11 protein-coding genes, 4 pseudogenes and 1 riboswitch are annotated in these 19,825 nt (G+C 41.1%); all 15 genes and pseudogenes read left to right on the top strand.

The genetic code is table 11. The features are described 5' to 3' along the window. The first annotated feature begins 2 nt into the window (after positions 1-2). Complete coding sequence (locus Q5W13_RS24280) at positions 3-131, top strand: hypothetical protein (protein WP_304444864.1); 129 nt, start codon at positions 3-5, stop codon at positions 129-131. A gap of 18 nt (positions 132-149) precedes the next feature. Then, positions 150-4,493, top strand: a complete 4,344-nt coding sequence (locus Q5W13_RS24275) for a hypothetical protein (protein WP_304444863.1) — start codon at positions 150-152, stop codon at positions 4,491-4,493. After that, a complete protein-coding gene (locus Q5W13_RS24270; protein ID WP_304444862.1) occupies positions 4,460-4,978 on the top strand; it encodes a hypothetical protein in 519 nt (172 codons plus the stop codon). The genes Q5W13_RS24275 and Q5W13_RS24270 overlap by 34 nt, the downstream gene beginning before the upstream one ends. A 511-nt stretch (positions 4,979-5,489) precedes the next feature. Then, on the top strand, positions 5,490-5,693 hold the full coding sequence (locus Q5W13_RS24265) for a hypothetical protein (RefSeq protein ID WP_304444861.1): 204 nt from the start codon (positions 5,490-5,492) through the stop codon (positions 5,691-5,693). Positions 5,694-5,942: 249 nt separating this feature from the next. Next, positions 5,943-7,499, top strand: a complete 1,557-nt coding sequence (locus tag Q5W13_RS24260) for an Ig-like domain-containing protein (protein ID WP_304444860.1) — start codon at positions 5,943-5,945, stop codon at positions 7,497-7,499. Between the two features lie 62 nt (positions 7,500-7,561). Next, a complete protein-coding gene (locus Q5W13_RS24255; RefSeq protein WP_304444859.1) occupies positions 7,562-11,029 on the top strand; it encodes a T9SS type B sorting domain-containing protein in 3,468 nt (1,155 codons plus the stop codon). 24 nt (positions 11,030-11,053) lie between these two features. Beyond that, positions 11,054-11,985 (top strand): annotated as a pseudogene (locus Q5W13_RS24250) (PorP/SprF family type IX secretion system membrane protein). Between the two features lie 63 nt (positions 11,986-12,048). Continuing rightward, entirely contained in the window at positions 12,049-12,192 is a 144-nt protein-coding gene (locus Q5W13_RS24245; protein WP_304444858.1) for a hypothetical protein, read from the top strand. Positions 12,193-13,153: 961 nt separating this feature from the next. Further along, positions 13,154-13,945: an OmpA family protein gene (locus tag Q5W13_RS24240; protein WP_304444857.1), complete on the top strand. Its 792-nt coding sequence runs from the start codon at positions 13,154-13,156 to the stop codon at positions 13,943-13,945. 200 nt (positions 13,946-14,145) lie between these two features. Next, positions 14,146-14,241, top strand: a riboswitch (TPP riboswitch). Between the two features lie 114 nt (positions 14,242-14,355). After that, the gene (gene thiS, locus Q5W13_RS24235; protein WP_155596959.1) at positions 14,356-14,559 is read left to right on the top strand and encodes a sulfur carrier protein ThiS; all 204 of its coding nucleotides are present in this window, start codon (positions 14,356-14,358) and stop codon (positions 14,557-14,559) included. A 101-nt stretch (positions 14,560-14,660) separates the two neighbouring features. Beyond that, a pseudogene (gene thiC, locus Q5W13_RS24230) lies at positions 14,661-16,518 on the top strand (phosphomethylpyrimidine synthase ThiC). Between the two features lie 150 nt (positions 16,519-16,668). Next, positions 16,669-17,260, top strand: a pseudogene (locus tag Q5W13_RS24225) (thiamine phosphate synthase). 5 nt (positions 17,261-17,265) lie between these two features. Next, positions 17,266-17,918 (top strand): annotated as a pseudogene (thiE, locus tag Q5W13_RS24220) (thiamine phosphate synthase). Between the two features lie 2 nt (positions 17,919-17,920). Then, positions 17,921-18,691: a thiazole synthase gene (locus Q5W13_RS24215; RefSeq protein WP_304444856.1), complete on the top strand. Its 771-nt coding sequence runs from the start codon at positions 17,921-17,923 to the stop codon at positions 18,689-18,691. A gap of 10 nt (positions 18,692-18,701) precedes the next feature. Continuing rightward, positions 18,702-19,808, top strand: coding sequence for a 2-iminoacetate synthase ThiH (gene thiH / locus Q5W13_RS24210; RefSeq protein ID WP_304444855.1), 1,107 nt, complete (start codon positions 18,702-18,704; stop codon positions 19,806-19,808). Positions 19,809-19,825 lie beyond the last annotated feature (17 nt).

Genomic DNA, 19,825 nt, shown 5'->3' with positions numbered 1-19,825 from the left:
AAATGACACTTACGTTACAAGAGCCAGTAAATGCGGTACAAAATGCTATTAGGGTTTCTTCCTTTGAGCCGAACAGTGACGTTGGAGGAATTCAAAATGCAGATAAAACAGTTACGATTACATGGCCATAAGGTGGCGGTACGGCAGTATTGTCCGATCCCTTGGGTGAAACAGATTTAGGAAATGGAGCAGTAATTACTTCAGGAACTCCTTTTCAAGTGGCTCCTGATGCAGCCGGACTTTCCAGACTTGTGCCAGATTCGAAATGGTCTTTATTGATTGATACAAGTACAGGAATAACTTTCCCTATGGATATTGGTTATTTCGCAGATGGAACTATAAATTCAAGTGCAAATCACGTAAATGAAGGTTTTGCATTTAGATCGGTTTTAGATTGTGATAATGATAATGATGGTGTAGCAAATACGCTTGATTTAGATAGTGATAATGACGGAATTTATGATGTTGTAGAATCAGGTGGTACGGATGCAGATGCCAATGGTATTGCAGATGGAGCAGTAAGTACTGAAGGTATCCCTAATACAGCAGGTACAGGAACAGTTCCTACGGAAACTACGGCGGGTACTCCAGATTTTTTAAATTTAGATAGTGATGCAGATGGTTGTTCAGATGCCAATGAAGCATATGAAAGTAGTACTGCCGATAATGGTGATGGTTTGGTATATAATGATGCCGATACAGCAACTGTTAGTGATGGTTCAGGAAAAATATTAGCCAACGGATTGGTGGTAGCAGCTGCCTATACAACTGGCAATGTAAGTGCGGTAACTACGGAAGATTTAGATTTAGATGGTGACGGATTAGTTGGTATCTGTGATTTAGATGATGATGGCGATGGCGATCCAGATACTACAGATACGGATCCTTTAGATCCGTGTGTATATAGTACAAATCAGGTTACGGCTAATGCTGAAGCAAGTTGGAATGCATTAGACTGTGATGGTGATGGTGAAACAAACGGATTCGAAATAGCCAACGGTACAGATCCATCAGACCCTTGTGAGGTTACCGTACCAACAGTGCGTGCTCCAGGCGATGAAAATTATGCAGTTTGGGCAGCAGCCGATTGTGATGGAGATAATCTTGATAATGGTACAGAGTTTACCAATGGTACTGACCCTTTTAATAATGATACAGATGGTGATGGTGTTCAAGATGACGTTGACAGCGATGCACTAGATCCTTGTGATCCAGTTCAGCCAGCAGGTTATACAGGTTATGATGCTACCAATGCTATTTGGGCAGCAGCCGATTGTGATGGAGACGGAGTTACCAATGGAACTGAAGCTACCAACGGTACAGATCCATATAGTACAGATACAGACGGTGATGGTGTTCCGGATAATACAGATACAGATGCGTTAGATCCTTGTAATCCAGTACAAGCAGCAGGTTACACCGGTTACGATGCTAACAATGCTATTTGGGCAGCGGCAGATTGTGATGGTGACGGAGTTACCAATGGTACAGAAGATACCAATGGTACGGATCCTTACAATGTAGATACTGATGGTGATGGTGTTCCAGATAATACAGATTCAGATGCTTTAGATCCTTGTGATCCAGTACAAGCGGCAGGGTATACAGGTTATGATGCTAGCAATGCTATTTGGGCAGCGGCAGATTGTGATAGTGATGGTGTTTTAAACGGTACGGAAGATACCAATGGCACTGATCCATATAGTTCAGATACCGATGGAGATGGTGTGCCAGATACCACAGATGCTGACCCGTTAGATCTTTGTGATCCAGTACAAGCTGCAGGTTACACTGGTTACGATGCAACCAATGCTATTTGGGCAGCGGCAGATTGTGATGGTGATGGAGTTTTAAATGGTACGGAAGCTACTAACGGTACGGACCCTTACAATACAGATACCGATGGTGACGGTGTTCCAGATAACACAGATTCAGATGCTTTAAATCCTTGTGATCCAGTACAAGCGGCAGGTTACACAGGTTATGATGTTAACAATGCTATTTGGGCAGCGGCAGATTGTGATGGCGACGGAGTGATTAATAGTACAGAAGTTACCAACGGTACGGATCCATATAGTACAGATACAGATGGTGATGGTATTCCAGATAATACAGATGCAGATCCGTTAGACCCTTGTGATCCTTCACAAGTTGCAGGTTACACAGGTTACGTTGCAACCAATGCAATATGGGCAGCAGCAGATTGTGATGGTGATAATGTTACCAATGGTACAGAAGATACTTTTGGTACTGATCCATATAATACAGATACCGATGGTGACGGAATTCAAGATGATGTGGACAATGATCCACTTGATCCTTGTGATCCAGTTCAAGCTCCTGGTTATAACGGTTATGATGGTGGTAATGCAATATGGGCAGCGGCAGATTGTGATAACGACGGAGTAATAAATGGTACAGAAGTAACCAATGGTACTGATCCATATAGTACAGATACTGATGGTGACGGAGTACCAGATGATTTAGATGTTGCCCCATTAGATCCTTGTAGTCCAGTTCAGGCAGCAGGTTATACAGGTTATGATGCTACAAACCCAATTTGGGCAGCGGCAGATTGTGATGGTGATTCAATTATAAATGGAACTGAAGTTACCAATGGTACAGATCCATATAATCCTGATTCTGATGGTGACGGCATTGATGATGGTCAAGAAGATACAGATGGTACAAATCCATTGAACGATTGCGAATCTATAGGAGGTAGTCCTTTACCAACAAGTGATTGTGATGGTGACGGTGTGCAAAATTCTTTAGATGCCTGTGAAGGTTTTGATGATGCTATAAACGCAGATGGTGATGCGCTACCAGACGCATGCGATGAAGATGATGATAACGATGGTATTCCAGATACAGTAGAAGGTTCTGGTGATTTTGATGGAGACGGTGTTCCAGATAGTTTAGACTTGGATAGTGATAATGATGGTATTCCGGATCTTGTTGAAACAGGTAATGGTAGTCTAGATACTAATGGTAATGGATTTATAGATAGTACCGAAAGTGGAGTGGGTACCAATGGTATTCCAGATATTTTAGAAGATGGTGGTGTAGATGGTGCCGGGGTAACAGCAGTTCCTGTAAATTCTGACGGTACAGCTGGTCCAGATTATTTGGATATTGATTCTGATAATGATGGTATTAGAGATTTAGTAGAAGCACAAACAGATGCTGCTTTAGTACAACTTTCTGGTAACGATTCTGATAATGATGGAATAGATGATGCTTTTGATGTTGATAACGGCGGAAGCTTAACAACTTCACCAGTAGACACAGATTTAGATGGTCGTCCAGATTATTTAGATATTGACTCTGATGGTGATGGTATAATAGATAATATTGAATGGCAATCAACTTCAAGTCATCTTTTTCCATCTGCAGATTCAGATGGTAACGGTTTAGCTGATAATTACGAAGTTGCACCTGCGGGTTCTGGGGAATCTATCAATGAACCAACAAATTCAGATGGGACGGATATGCCTGATTACAGAGATACAGATTCTGATAATGATGGTTTAGATGATATGACCGAAGTCTATGATTATAATGATGATTTGACTTCTGATATTACTCCATCAGGTATAGATTCTGATAATGATGGATTAGATGATGCTTTTGATTTAAGCATATCTGCACCTAATGGCATAGCAGATTCAAACGGAGCTACAAATGATAATCAAGATGTAACCGGATTCTTAAATACTCAAGATCCTTTTACCAGTGAAGTAGATTTTAGAGATGAACATGTTCATTTAGAACCTACTGATACCGACGGTGATGGCATTGATAATCTTATAGATATCGACAATGACAACGATGGTATTTTAGATTATGTAGAATCATTAGGTTTCCAACCTACAGATACGCAAGGAGATGCATGCGGTATTCCAGCCGGTTCATTTAAAGGTGGTAGTTACATAACGGGTACAGGTAGTGGTGCAGGTACTGTAGGTGCGGAATATAGGTTCTCACCAGTGGTTACATCATCATTGGGTGTTTTAGATGCTATTGTTAGAATTACGGATATTGATAATGCTACGTTAACATCAATAGATGCATTTCCAGCAGGTAGTAGTGATGATGCTTGGCAACCTACTTTTGATGTAGGAGATGGAATAAGTGTTGCGGGTGAAGAAGGTAGTATTTCTTTTAACATTCGTTTGGTAGCACAAGGCACAGATTTTCAAGTGAACCTTATTAGATTCGGTGGGGTAATCTATGATATTGATGGTGCAAATACGAAAGAGAGTGTTACACTTACGCGACCAGGTTTATATGCTGTAGATAGTAATTCATTGCTTACAGTATCAGAAAATTTAGCTACGGGTACCGCAACTTTTGAAGGTCCTGATGAAACATGGCCAGGAGTTGATTTTGGACCTAAGTTGGCTGCGTATTTTAACTATTATGAAACTACAAACCTTGATTTAACTTTACTGGAGAATTGCAAACAGGTTTTGCTACACAAGATTATTTAGGGTCTATTTTATTCCAAACTTGTGACATTAACGGATTGTTCACACCTACGAATACAACATCGGCAAATAGTCTTGATGGTACTGCATCTGGTGGCGGTTCGTCACCAAAGTATACTATTTATCAAGGTATCGACAGTGATAATGATGGTATTGAAGATCATTTGGATATCGATTCTGATAATGATGGTATTCCAGATAATGTAGAGGCACAACTTACTTCTTCTTATACTCCAAGAGGGGTTGATGATACAGATGTAGACGGATTAGGTGATGCTTATGAAGGAACAGGTAATGAAGGTTTAACCGTTATTGATACAGACCTTGATGGTATTCCAGATTATTTAGATTTAGACTCAGATGGCGATGGTTTTACCGATAGAGTTGAAGCTGGTTTCACATTAGCTTCAAATAATCTAGATTCTGACGGTGATGGTTTATTAAATGGATATGATGATGTAGACACACCATTAAGGTACTCTTTTTGATACTAATGATGATCAAGATAATGGAGCTTCAGATTTACCTAACATAGCTAAAACTACAACTCCAGAAGTTGATTACCGCGAAGTTGGTATTGATGATAATGATTTAGATGGTATAGCAGATTCTATTGACTTAGATGATGATAACGATGGTATTTTAGATACGGTTGAAACTTCAGGAATTGACCCTAGTGGTGATGATGATTCTGACGGAATATTAAATTATAGAGATACCGATTTAGGTGCTGATGCCAACGGTGATGGTGTTGTAGATGTTTTTGATGCAGATGGTGATGGTGTTCCTAACCACTTTGATTTAGATACGGATAATGATGGTATTTATGATGTTGTAGAATCTGGCAGTGACCAAGCGTTTACCGCTGGTGTTGTAACTGGTGCGGTAGGTACAGATGGTATTCCAAATTCGGTACAAGCAAGTGGTCAGCAAAATAGCGGTACCGTAAATTATACGGTATCAGATTCTGAAACAACTTCTGATGGAATATTTGATTTCTTGGAATTAGATGCTGATGAAGATGGATGTAATGATGTTATCGAAGCTGGATTTACTGATCCTAATGCAGACGGAATATTGGGCGATGGTGCTACAATTGTTGATGCAAATGGTATCGTAACAGGTACTACTGTTGTTGACGGATATACTACTCCAAATAATTTAGATAGTGCAACAGATTCAACATTCGACTTTCAACAATAAGTTGTACCAACAATAGCAACAGCAGCTGAACAACCTCAAGATGTATTAACAAATGGAAGTTCTCCAGAGACATTTACGGTAACGGCTACAGGTACAGATGTACTGTATCAATGGCAAGTAGATGACCAATCTGGTGGTGGTTTTGTTGATATTGACGATGCAAATGCAACTGATATTTATTCAGGAAGTAATACAGAAACACTGACTTTAACAGGTATAACAACAACACAACAGGGTTATGAATATAGAGTGATAATTACAGAGACTAGCTTTGTATGTTCGCCTTTAACTTCTGATAGTGCTTTGCTTACGGTAGATGTAACTCCGCCAGCGATACCTACTGTTGATAGTCAAATTACAAATGATACAACACCTGTTATTACAGGTACTGCAGAAGCAAATTCTACGGTAACTGTAGTAGTTGCGGGTGCAACATATACAACAACAGCAGATGCTTCTGGCAACTGGACAATTGATACGGAAACTGCTATTGCAGATAGTGGTTCATTTACACCAAATGTAAATGGAACAAATGAAGTAGCCGTAACAAGTACAGATGCTGCTGGTAACAGTACTGATGATGTTACAACTTTAGAGTTGACAATAGATACTACCGACCCTGCGATTCCTACTGTAGAAAGTCAAATTACAAATGATATAACACCTGTTATTACAGGTACTGCAGAAGCAAATTCTACTTTAGAAATAGAAGTAGGCGGTGCAATTTTTACAACAACCGCAGATGCTTCAGGAAACTGGACTTTAGATACGGAAACAGTTGCTGTAGAAAGTGGAGTTTTTGCTCCAAATGTAAACGGTGCCAATGAAGTTGTGGTAACCAGCACAGATGCAGCAGGTAATAGTGCTGTAGATATTACTACTTTAGAGTTGATTATAGATACTACGGCTCCAACGGCTCCAACTGTTCAAATTACTGAAGACACCAATAATGATGGTTTAATTAGTGATGATGAATTAACAGGACCTATCAATGCAGTAGTTACACTACCTGTCGATGCCGTTGCTGGTGATACGGTAACCATTACAGATGGTAATGGTAATTCACAAGATGTGGTGCTTACTGCAACTGATATTAGTAATGGCGATATAACTGTTATAATTGCCAACCCTGGTGAGAATGGCACCATTGTCGTAACGGCTAATATTACAGATGTGGCTGGCAATACAAGTGCGGATAGTGCTACAGATACAGCATTACTTGATACCACGGCTCCTTTAGCGCCAACAGTAGTTATCTCTGAAGATGTTGACAATGACGGATTAATAAATGAAGATGAACTTGTAGGTAATATTGATGCTCGTGTAACGCTACCTGTTGATGCAGTTGCGGGAGATACTGTGACTATTACTGATGGTAATGGAAACTCTCAAGATGTAATCTTGACGGCAACTGATATTACAAACGGGTTTATTGATGTAGTAATCGCAAATCCTGGAGATACGGGTACTATTGTGGTAACCGCAAATCTTACAGATGTTGCTGGCAATGTTGGTCCGGATAGTGCTACAGATACTGCGGTACTTGACCTTACAGATCCATTAGCTCCAACAATACAGATTACCGAAGATGTCAATGATGATGAATTAATAAATGGAGATGAACTAGTAGGTGATTTAGATGCTGTGGTAACACTACCTGCAGGAGCAGTTGCTGGTGATACCGTTACGGTAACTGATGGTAATAGTAATTCACAAGATATAATACTTACTGCAACAGATGTTGCAACGGGTTCTATAGATGTGGTCATCATTAACCCATATGTGAAAACGGTACTATTGTATTAACTGCTAATCTAACGGATATTGCAGGTAATGTTGGTCCTAATAGTGCTACGGATACAGCAGTATTGGATACAACGGCTCCTTTAGCACCAACAGTAGTTATCTCTGAAGATGTTGACAATGACGGTTTAATAAACGAAGATGAACTTGTTGGTGATCTTGATGCTCGTGTAACATTACCTGTTGATGCAGTTGCCGGTGACACGGTTACGGTAACCGATGGTAATGGTAATTCACAAGATGTAATACTTACGGCGACAAATATATCAGATGGATATGTAGATGTTGTAATTGCCAATCCTGGAGATATGGGTACCATTGTGGTAACAGCTAATATAACAGATGTTGCCGGTAATGTTGGTCCAGATAGTACTACAGATACAGCGGTACTAGATCTTACTGATCCTGGTGCTCCTACGGTAATTATTGTAGATGACAGTAATGATGATGAGTTAATCAACGAAGATGAATTAGATGGAGATATTCAAGCGGCAATATCACTACCAACTAATATTGCAGCAGGAGATACGGTGACCATAACAGATGGTAATGGAGATTCTCAAGATGTAATACTTACGGCAGCTGAAGCAACCAACGGATTTATTCTTGTTGTAATTCCTAATCCGGGAGATGGTGGTACAATAAATGTAACCGCTCATGTAACAGATGTTGCCGGTAATGTTGGTCCTGATAGTAATACAGATAATGCATTACTTGATCTTACGGATCCAAGTGCGCCAACGGTAGAAATTACCGAAGACACCAATAATGATGGTATCATCAGTGAAGATGAATTAACTGGTGATATTGATGCACGTGTGACTTTAGTTGGACCAACATTTGAAGGAGATACGGTAACGGTAACCGATGGTAACGGAAACTCCCAAGATGTGGTATTAACTGCAGCAGATGTTGCCAATGGATTTATAGATGTAATTATTGCCAATCCTGGTGACGGAAACACTATAGTTGTAACCGCGAACTTAACGGATGTTGCTGGTAATGTTGGACCTGATAGTGCAACAGATACTGCATTAATAGATGTTTTGGCTCCTAGTGCGCCAGAAGTAGAAATTGCTGAAGATGTAAGCAATGATGGTTTAATCAGCGCAAGTGAATTGTCTGGTGATATCGATGCAGTAATTATACTACCTATTGATGCAGAAGCTGGTGATACAGTAACCATAACAGATGGTAACGGTAACTCGCAAGATGTGATTTTAACTACGACCGATATAGCAACTGGTTCTTTAGAAGTAATTATAGCTAATCCTTATGAAGCAGGTACAATAGTATTGGGAGCATTTATTACAGATGTTGCTGGTAATGTTGGTGATGATAGTGCTACTGATACAGCAATACTTGATACAACGGCACCAAGTGCACCAACAGTAGAAATTACTGAAGACACTAATAATGACGGTTTAATTAGTGAAGATGAATTAACGGGAGATATAGATGCTCGTGTTTCTCTTCCTATAGATGCAGAAGTAGGTGATACGGTAACCATTACAGATGGTAATGGAAATTCACAAGATGTGGTTTTAACTGCAACTGATATTACTAATGAATATATAGATGTTGTAATCGCGAATCCTGGTGATACTGGTACAATAGACGTAACTGCAAGTATTACAGATGTTGCTGGTAATGTTGGTCCTGACAGTGCTACGGATACTGCGGTGCTTGACCTTACAGATCCAACTGCGCCAACGGTAGAAATTACTGAAGACACCAACAATGATGGTTTAATCAGTGAAGACGAGCTGGTAGGAAATATAGGAGTTCGTGTAACACTTCCTGCAGATGCAGTCGCAGGAGATACGGTAACCATCACAGATGGAAACGGGAATTCACAAGATGTAGTCCTTAGCGCTACTGATATTGCAAACGGAACAATAGATGTAGAATTTACAAGTCCTGGTGATACTGGTACAATCGTAGCAACGGCTACTATTACGGATATTGCTGGTAATGTAGGAGCGGATAGTGTAGCGGATACGGCAGTACTTGATACTACTGATCCATTAGCTCCAACTGTTGAGATTACAGAAGATACGAACAACGATGGCTTAATCAGTATTGATGAATTATCTGGTGATATTGATGCTCGTGTAACGCTTCCTGTGGATACCGTTGCAGGAGATACAGTGACTATTACTGATGGTAATGGAAACTCGCAAGATGTGGTTCTTACTGCTGCTGATATTACAAATGGATTTATCGATGTAGTAATTGCCAACCCTGGAGATATGGGTACAATTATTATAACTGCTAATCTAACCGATATCGCTGGTAATGTAGGACCTGATAGTGCTACAGATACAGCGGCACTTGATCTTGCTGGTCCTGCGGTCGATAGTTTTGCAACCATAGATATTACGCCAGTACTAAGTGGACAAGGAGATGCCAGTGAAACATTACTGATTGAGTTGGATACGGACGGAGATAATATTCCTGATGTAATATATACTGTAATTACTGACGCTAGTGGAGATTGGAGCTTAGATACAGAAACCGCAATACCAGATTCAGGTAGCTTCCCAGTTCTAGTAGATCAAGATGTAATTAATATTACAGCTATAGATCCTTCTGGAAATACAGGAACAGGAGCGGTAACAGTTTCAGTTGACACGGATGATGACGGCATCAATGATAACGAAGAGGTTGCAATAGGCACAGATCCTAATAATCCTGATACGGATGGTGACGGAATTAATGACGGGCAAGAAGTCAATGTTGATAATACGGATCCTTTAGATGATTGTAGTTCTGTAAATGGATATCCATTAGGTAGAAGTGATTGCGATGATGATGGACTAACAACCGATGAGGAAGTTGCCATAGGAACTGATATAGATAACCCAGATAGTGATAATGACGGACTTCTTGACGGGGAGGAAGTTACTATGGATACTGATCCAAATGATTCGGATTCTGATGATGATGGTATCTTGGATGGTCAGGAAGTATTGGATGGTACAAATCCTTTAGATGATTGTGATCATGTTAATGGTACTGCACTTCCAAATAGTGATTGTGACGGTGACGGATTGACGACTGCTCAGGAAGATGCAATCGGTACAGATTCTTACGAAGCCGATACAGATGGTGACACAATACCTGATGGTCAGGAGATTGAAGACGGAACAGATCCTCTTAACCCTTGCGATTCATTAAATGGAGTTCCAACACTTGATGCTGGTTGCAACCCAGAAGTGGTTAACTCTGGTATTTCAGTTAGTAACGAAATTATTACGCCAGATAGTGATGGTACTAACGACGCCTTTATTATAGAAAATATAGAATCCTATCCGAACAATACGGTTCAGATCTATAACCGTTGGGGAGTTAGTGTTTATGAAATGTCAGGTTATGATAATACTACAAATGTATTCACAGGTACTTCTGATGCTAGAACAACCATTAGTGCAGATTCGAAACTACCTGTCGGTGTGTATTTCTATGTGATCAAATATGAGAACGAGGGAATAAACCTAAGCAAAGCAGGATACCTATACATTAATAGATAAAATATTGTCCCAAAACAAATAACCATGAAAAACCTTTTTGCACTACTCTTGTTCGTCTTAGCTGCTAGTACTTCGCTACTTGCCCAGCAAGACGCGCAATATACGCAGTACATGTACAACACGATCTCTGTGAACCCAGCTTATGCGGGTTCGCGCGGGGTGTTCAGTATCGCTGCGCTGCACCGTTCGCAGTGGGTGGGCCTTGACGGCGCGCCCACGACGCAGACGCTCAATTTTCATACGCCCGTTTCCAAGCGTGTAGGCCTGGGCTTTCGGTGGTCAACGATGAGATCGGTAACGGAACGAACCAGGACACCTACGTGGACGCGGCCTTTTCGTATACGGTAAAGACGTCTGACGAAGGCAAGCTGTCCTTCGGTCTAAAGGCCGGTGGCCATCTTTTGAACGTTGATTTCTCGAAGCTGAGGAACTACGGAGCGGAGAGCAACCTTCCCAATATCGATAACAAGTTCTCGCCCAATATCGGTGCCGGGGTGTACTACCACACGGACCATTTCTATGCCGGATTATCGGTACCTAACTTCTTGCAGACGGAACATTTTGACGGTTCCAATACGAACAGCAGTTCCTTTTTGGCGGAAGAGCGTATGAACTTCTATTTTATCACGGGATACGTATTCGAAGTAAACGATAGGTGGAAGTTCAAACCTGCGGGCCTTGTAAAGGCGGTAAGGGGGGCACCGTTGCAGATAGACGTAAGCGCCAATTTCCTGTATAACGATAAGTTCTCCTTAGGGCTGGCCTACCGTTGGGACGCCGCTTTGAGCGCACTTTTCGGTTTCCAGATCACGGACCAGTTCATGGTAGGCGTCGCTTACGATAGGGAAATCACCGATCTAGGTGCCACGAGGTTCAACGACGGCTCTTTCGAGATCTTTCTAAGATATGAGTTCCTGAACAGGTACAAACGCGTAATCACCCCAAGATTCTTCTAACCAACAAGCGGACAAGACATGAAAAAAACAAGATATATATTCTGCGGTCTGGCATTGATGGCCATGGCCTCACAGGCACAGGAGAAAAAGATACGAAAAGCGGATACGAAGTTCACGAACTATTCCTATGCCTCGGCGATACAGTCCTATGAGGACCTTGGTAGAGGACGGGTATACGGAAGAGGAGATCTTCAAGAATCTGGGTAACGCGAACTATTTGAACGCGAACTACCAAGAGGCGTCCAATTGGTACGGGCAACTGTTCCAGTTGGGGATAACGGATATCGACCCGGAATACATGTACCGCTATGCCCAGACGTTAAAATCACTTGAAAAGTACGATGCTTCGGACGTTTGGATGAACAAGTTCAAGACGGCCAAGGTCCAACGACCAGCGCGCCCTGGCCTTCGGCAACAACGAGGACTATCTGGAACAGATCGAGGAACGCTCGGGGAGGTACGAACTGAAGAACCTGGGACTGAACTCCAAGGTATCGGATTTCGCGCCCTCTTTCTACGGGAAGGACCTTATTCTTTTCCACGGCAAGGGACAGCGGACTGGTATCCAAGAACATCCACAGATGGAACAACGGTGCCTTTTTGAACCTGTACAAGGCAACCGGGGACGACCATGGCAATTTTACGGAACTGGACAAGCTGGACCGGAAACTGAACAAGAAGACCCATGAATCCTCCACGGCCTTTACCAAGGACGGAAAGACGATGTACTTTACGAGGAACAACTCCAACAACGGAAAGTTCTCCAGGACGAGGAAGGTATAAGCAGATTAAAGATATACAGGGCCGACCTGATCGATGAAGAATGGGGCAATATCGTAGAGCTACCCTTTAACGGGGACAGCTATTCGGTGGCACACCCGACCTTGAACAACGAAGAGACAAAACTATATTTTGCTTCGGATATGCCGGGAACGGCAGGGGAGTCGGATATCTTTTCGGTAGAGATAAACGAGGAGACGGTACTTTCGGTGCACCCCAGAATTTGGGCCCACAGATCAATACGGAGGCGAGGGAGACCTTTCCGTTCGTAACGGCATCGGACATATTATATTTCTCGTCTGACGGACATCCCGGACTGGGAGGTCTCGATGTATTCGGAACGGATTTGAAGAACGACAGCGGTAAGGTACTTAACGTAGGAAGACCGTTGAACGGTGAAGAGGACGACTTTTCATATATCGTGAACGAAGAAACTAAAAAAGGATATTTCGCCAGTAACCGAAAAGGAGGGCAAGGGAACGACGATATCTATAGTTTTGTGGAAAAGGAACCATTGGACTTTACCTGCCATACCAATATTACCGGGGTGGTGAAGGATAAGAAGACGGGAGCCTTGCTTGCCAACGCGACCATCAAGGTGTACGACACGAAGAAGAACCTGATAGCGAGTTCGCAGACGGACGCCAACGGTGCGTTCGCCATGGAAGGGAACTGTGAGGACGGCAACTACAAAGTGGTGGCCACGAAAACGGACTACGACGAGGGCGACAAGATATTCGCCACGGTGAACGCGAAGGACGCCACGGGCATAGAAGTGGTATTGGCACAAACGGACAAGTCGGCACCTATCGGGACTGACCTTACCAAGTACCTGAACATCGAACCGATCTACTTTGATTTCGACAAGCACTTTATCCGTGAGGATGCCAGAATCAGCCTGAACAAGGTACTGGCGTATCTTAACGAATATCCCAATGTGAAGATACAGGTAGGTTCCCATACGGATTCAAGGGCCAACGACAACTATAACCTACGCTTGTCCGCCAATAGGGCGAAGTCTACGGCGTCGTACTTGGTGGAACAGGGAATCGATGAAGGCCGCATCTCTTTTGAAGGCTTTGGCGAAACGCAGCTGACGAACGATTGTAGCAACGGGGTACCATGTACCAAAGAGCAACATCAGATGAACAGACGTTCGGAATTCATCGTGGTGAAATAGAGCTGAACGAACCAATAAATAATTTTAATGTAGGAAAGGGAAGGAGCAATGCTCCTTCCCTTTTTTTTGTGTCATAAAATCACTCTCAGGTAAGGATAGAATGGAGATAGTCACATTTTTAGTTTATTGACATAACTCCTAAAAAACAAACTTCTTCAGTTTTTTCATTTTTATAACGGTTTCATTCTATACATTTGTAGGGTAAGCTTTAGGGGTGTTCCGAAATAAGGAACTGAGACATACCCTTTGAACCTGATGCGGTTAGTACCGCCGAAGGGAAAAGTTGAATAACACCTCGCAATGGGTGTTTACAGCCTTTTCATTAAAATACTCCGCGTTTTCTTTAGGAGTGTTTTCTTTTCAAAGATATTTTCTAGACTTCTATTCTTGCAGCATAAAATTTATACTGTATGATAACTATTCACATGAACCAAAAGCGGTTAGAGGTCAACTCTAATACCACCATTTATCAATTTTTAAAACAAATTGATTCTTCTGTAAATGGTGTAGCCGTAGCGATAAACGAGCAAGTTGTTTCAAGGCATAATTGGCAAACTCAAGAGTTGAAAGACCAGGATCAAGTATTGGTCATTCAGGCCGCTCAAGGCGGATAATTGGAATACAGTTTTAGCGCAAAGCGAAAAATCAATTGAATATAGAAAACTATAAATAACGAGCCAAAGCAATTAGCTTATAGCTCCTAGCCACAAAAAAAATGAAAAGTAAAGACACTGCACCCAAACAAAACCATATTACGAGACAACCATTTCCAAATTCAAAAAAAATCTATGTGAGCGGAAAAATTCACCCAGAGCTTAAGGTGGCTATGCGGGAAATTGAGTTGAGTGATACTAAAGATTCTTTAACCGGAAAATTGAAACCAAATGAATCCGTTACGGTTTATGACACTTCGGGTCCATATACAGATCCAGAAAAGAAGATAGATGTCCATAGCGGAATTGAAAGAATAAAAGAGCAGTGGATTATAGGGCGAGGAGACGTAGAGCAGCTAGATAGTTTTTCTTCGGAATATTGTAATGAACGTTTAAACGATAGCAGTTTGGATCATATGCGTTTTTCACTTTTAAAAAAGCCGTTACGTGCTAAAAAAGGGAAGAACGTTACCCAATTGCATTATGCCAAACAGGGCATAATTACTCCTGAAATGGAATACATCGCCATTCGTGAAAATCAACGAATAGATGAAATGACGAAGATTACAAAGCAGCACAAAGGGGAGCATTTTGGCGCAGCTATTCCAGATAAAATTACACCGGAATTTGTGCGTGAAGAAGTGGCTCGTGGGCGTGCGGTAATTCCATCTAACATTAATCATCCAGAAGCGGAACCCATGATTTTGGGTCGTAATTTCTTAGTGAAAATCAATGCGAATATCGGTAATTCGGCTACCACATCTTCTATTGAGGAAGAAGTAGAAAAGGCAGTTTGGGCTTGCCGTTGGGGAGCTGATAATATCATGGATCTTTCAACCGGTCAAAACATTCACGAAACACGAGAATGGATTATTCGTAACTCTCCGGTTCCAGTAGGAACTGTACCAATTTATCAGGCTTTAGAGAAGGTAAACGGAGTTGCCGAAGACCTTACTTGGGAAATTTTTAGAGATACTTTAATTGAGCAAGCCGAGCAGGGTGTGGACTATTTCACCATTCATGCAGGCGTTCTGTTACGTTATGTGCCTATGACGGCCAAACGCGTTACAGGTATAGTTTCCCGTGGTGGTTCTATTATGGCAAAATGGTGTTTGGCGCATCATAAGGAAAGCTTTTTGTATACTCATTTTGAAGATATTTGCGAGATTCTAAAGCAGTACGATGTTGCTTTTTCATTAGGAGATGGTCTACGGCCAGGTTCGGTTGCGGATGCCAATGACGAAGCCCAGTTTGCGGAATTGGAAACGTTGGGTGAATTGACAAAAATTGCTAGAAAGCATGAAGTACAATGTTTTATAGAAGGTCCAGGTCACGTGCCCATGCACATGATCAAGGAGAATGGAAAGACAAATTGAGGTTTGTGACGAAGCTCCATTTTACACTTTAGGCCCCTTAACTACGGATATCGCTCCGGGGTATGATCATATTACTTCGGGTATTGGAGCGGCTATGATTGGTTGGTTTGGTTGTGCTATGTTGTGTTATGTAACCCCTAAAGAGCATTTGGGTTTACCTAATAAAGATGATGTACGAACTGGAGTAGTTACCTATAAATTGGCGGCTCATGCAGCGGATTTGGCAAAAGGACATCCATAAGCACAGCATAGGGATAACGCATTGAGTAAAGCCCGATTTGAATTCCGTTGGGAAGATCAGTTTAACCTTGGTCTAGACCCGGAATTGGCTCGTGAGTATCATGATGAGACCTTACCTGCAGATGGTGCCAAGATTGCACATTTCTGTTCTATGTGCGGACCTAAATTCTGCTCAATGAAAATATCTCAGGAAGTACGTGATTTTGCAGCTGCTAATGATATCGTAGACAATGAAGTCATTCAAAAAGGAATGGATGAAAAGTCGAAAGAATTTAAAGATAAAGGTTCAGAAGTCTATTTGTAGTTTAGGTTGTTAGATAATCTTACTTCTATCATTTTCTATAATTAGGAGGTGGAAACCTGCTTTACATGTTATCTTTTTTAGCTTTACAAAAAGTAACTAAAAAAGATGTTACTAAAATCAGGGCTAAATATCGAAAAATAGATTTAAAGTATGATTGTATTAATAGCACCAGAAGAAGATGTAATAAATGAAATAGACATACTTAATCGCCTGTTTGAGGAAGGGTTGGAATATTATCATTTGAGGAAACCTAGTAAAGATTACCAACAATATTGCGATTATTTAGATTTAATAGAAGAGAAGTATCATAATAAGATAGTGGTGCACCATCATCATGAGCTGGTAAACACCTTTAATTTAAAAGGTATTCATTTTCAGGAACAGAAAAGGCGGGATAATATTGACAATCCATCAATATTTTTTAAACCTTAGTATGTATGGAAAAACCATTAGCTCTTCTTTTCATGAACCAGAGGAGTTAGAAGCTTGCGATTTTGAATTCGATTACCATTTGTTGAGTCCGGTATTTTCATCCATTTCAAAGAAAGGATATGAGGGTAGGGGATTTAATGTAAACCATATTGATAAAAGAATAATTGGTATGGGTGGTGTAACCAAAAACAACTTGTCTGAAATTCAAAAATTAGGCTTTCAAGGTGTTGGAGTTTTAGGAGGAATCTGGAACAGTAAAACGCCTATTGAAGATTTTAAGGCGATGCAAGAATTTTATAGAAACACATGATTATGATTATACCAAAACTACATTATATCTCTCAAGGAAAAACACCTGAAGAGCATTTAGAAAACATTCAGAAAGCCTGTACTTCAGGAGCTGAATTGGTACAATTACGTTTAAAAAATGTAAAGAAAAGTGTGGTGTTAAAGACTGCCGAAAAGGCAAGGGAGATTACCGCACATTTTCAGACGCGTTTAATAATCAATGACCATTATCAAATTGCGAAAGAAGTAAAGGCAGATGGTGTGCACTTATGGGTAAAACCGATGCCGACCCAGCAGTTGCCCGCAAATTTTTGGGCGATTATTATATCATTGGAGGTACTGCAAATACCCTAGATGATTGCTTGGCTTTAGTTAAAAAAGGAGTTAATTATATTGGTTTAGGCCCTTTTCGGTTTACGACTACAAAAGAAAATTTGAGTCCAATTATTTCACTTATAGGCTATCAAAGCATTGTGGAGGAGTTAAAATCAAACATGCCCATTATCGCCATTGGCGGAATTACCATAGAAGATGTTCCGGAAATTTTAAAAACCGGTGTGTACGGTATAGCGGCTTCGGGTGAAATAACGAAGGACTTTAATAAGATAAACGGTTTTCATAAACTTTTGAAAGCATCCTCAACCAATGAACAACTTTGGAACAGGGAAACAAATTTTTAAATATGACAGATGCACTCCACATAGCGGATAAAACTTTTTCCTCGCGATTGTTTACGGGTACCGGCAAATTCTCCAGTTCGGAAAAAATGAGGGAATCTGTACTGGCTTCAGAAAGTGAACTGGTTACCGTTGCGCTCAAAAGGGTAGAGGTAGAGAACAAATCAGATGATATGCTCAAGAGCTTGAATGCTGAACATATCAACCTATTACCAAACACTTCAGGGGTAAGAACGGCCAAAGAAGCCGTTTTTGCGGCACAATTGGCACGTGAGGCTTTGGAAACCAATTGGATGAAATTGGAAATTCACCCGGACCCAAGGTATCTTTTACCAGACCCTATAGAAACTTTAAAAGCGGCCGAAGAATTAGTAAAATTAGGCTTTGTAGTGATGCCCTATATTCACGCCGACCCTGTTTTGTGCAAGCGATTGGAAGATGTGGGTGTACAATGTGTTATGCCTTTGGGAGCGCCTATTGGCAGTAACAAAGGAATTAAAACCGACGATTTTCTTAAGATTATTATTGAACAAAGCAACGTTCCGGTAATTGTAGATGCAGGTATTGGAGCACCATCTCATGCGGCATATGCCATGGAACTTGGAGCTGATGCTGTTTTGGTGAATACGGCCATTGCCGTGTCTCAAAGTCCGGTTGAAATGGCAATTGCCTTTAAAATGGCTGTGGAAGCGGGTCGGATGGCCTACAGAGCAAAATTAGCTCCTATGAAAGAAGTAGCTGAAGCTAGTAGTCCACTTACCTCATTTTTGAATTAAAACAGATTTTATGTCCTTTAGAAAAATATTTGATGCACATGATTGGAATACACTTGAGCAAGAAATTTATGCTGTTACCGAGGCAGAAGTAGCAGTAGTTCTAAAGAAAGATAAAGTTTCGCTAGATGATTTTCAAATACTGATTTCCCCGGCTGCCAAGCCTTTCCTTGAAGAAATGGCACAACGGAGTCATGAGTTGACCAAGAAGCGTTTTGGTAATACTATCCAGATGTATCTGCCCATGTATCTGTCCAACGAATGCCAGAACATTTGCACCTATTGTGGGTTTAGTATGACCAATAAAATTCCTCGTAAAACCTTGAGCGATGCGGAGATTTTAAAAGAGGTTGCGCATATAAAGGAATTAGGTTATGACCATATTTTATTGGTAACAGGTGAAGCCAATAGAAAAGTTGGAGTGGCATATATCAAACATGCTATTGAGTTGATAAAAGAACATTTCTCAAATATTAGTATGGAGGTCCAACCTATGGATCAAGAGGAGTATGAGGAATTGATGGAGGCTGGACTGTATGCTGTATTGGTATATCAAGAAACGTATCATGAGGCTACTTATAAGTTACATCACCCAAAAGGGAAAAAATCGAATTTCAATTACCGTTTGGACACCCCGGACCGATTAGGTAAGGCCGGTATCCATAAAATAGGCTTGGGCGCTCTGTTTGGTTTGGAAGACTGGCGTGTAGATAGTTTTTATACGGCTTTGCATTTAAGATACTTGCAAAAGACCTATTGGAAAACGAAGTACAGTATTTCATTTCCAAGGTTGAGACCACATCAAGGCGATGTGCAACCCAAAGTTGAAATGACGGATGCAGATTTGGTTCAGTTAATTTGTGCATACCGATTGCTAGATGAAGATGTGGAGCTCTCCATGTCTACACGGGAAAGTGAAACGTTCCGTAACAACATCATAAAATTGGGAATAACATCCATCAGTGCGGAGTCCAAAACTAATCCGGGAGGTTATACCGCAGAACCGGAATCTTTGGAGCAATTTGAAATTTCCGATGAACGCTCTACTGCGGAAATCCGGGAAATGATAAAGAAACAAGGCTATGAGCCTGTTTTTAAAGATTGGGAGATTTTTGCTTGATTCCTGTTAAAACAGAT

Source organism: Zobellia laminariae, assembly GCF_030553095.1.
Lineage (GTDB): Bacteria > Bacteroidota > Bacteroidia > Flavobacteriales > Flavobacteriaceae > Zobellia > Zobellia laminariae.
Note: the sequence above shows the minus strand (reverse complement) of the source record. Positions and strands in the feature narration are given on the sequence as shown.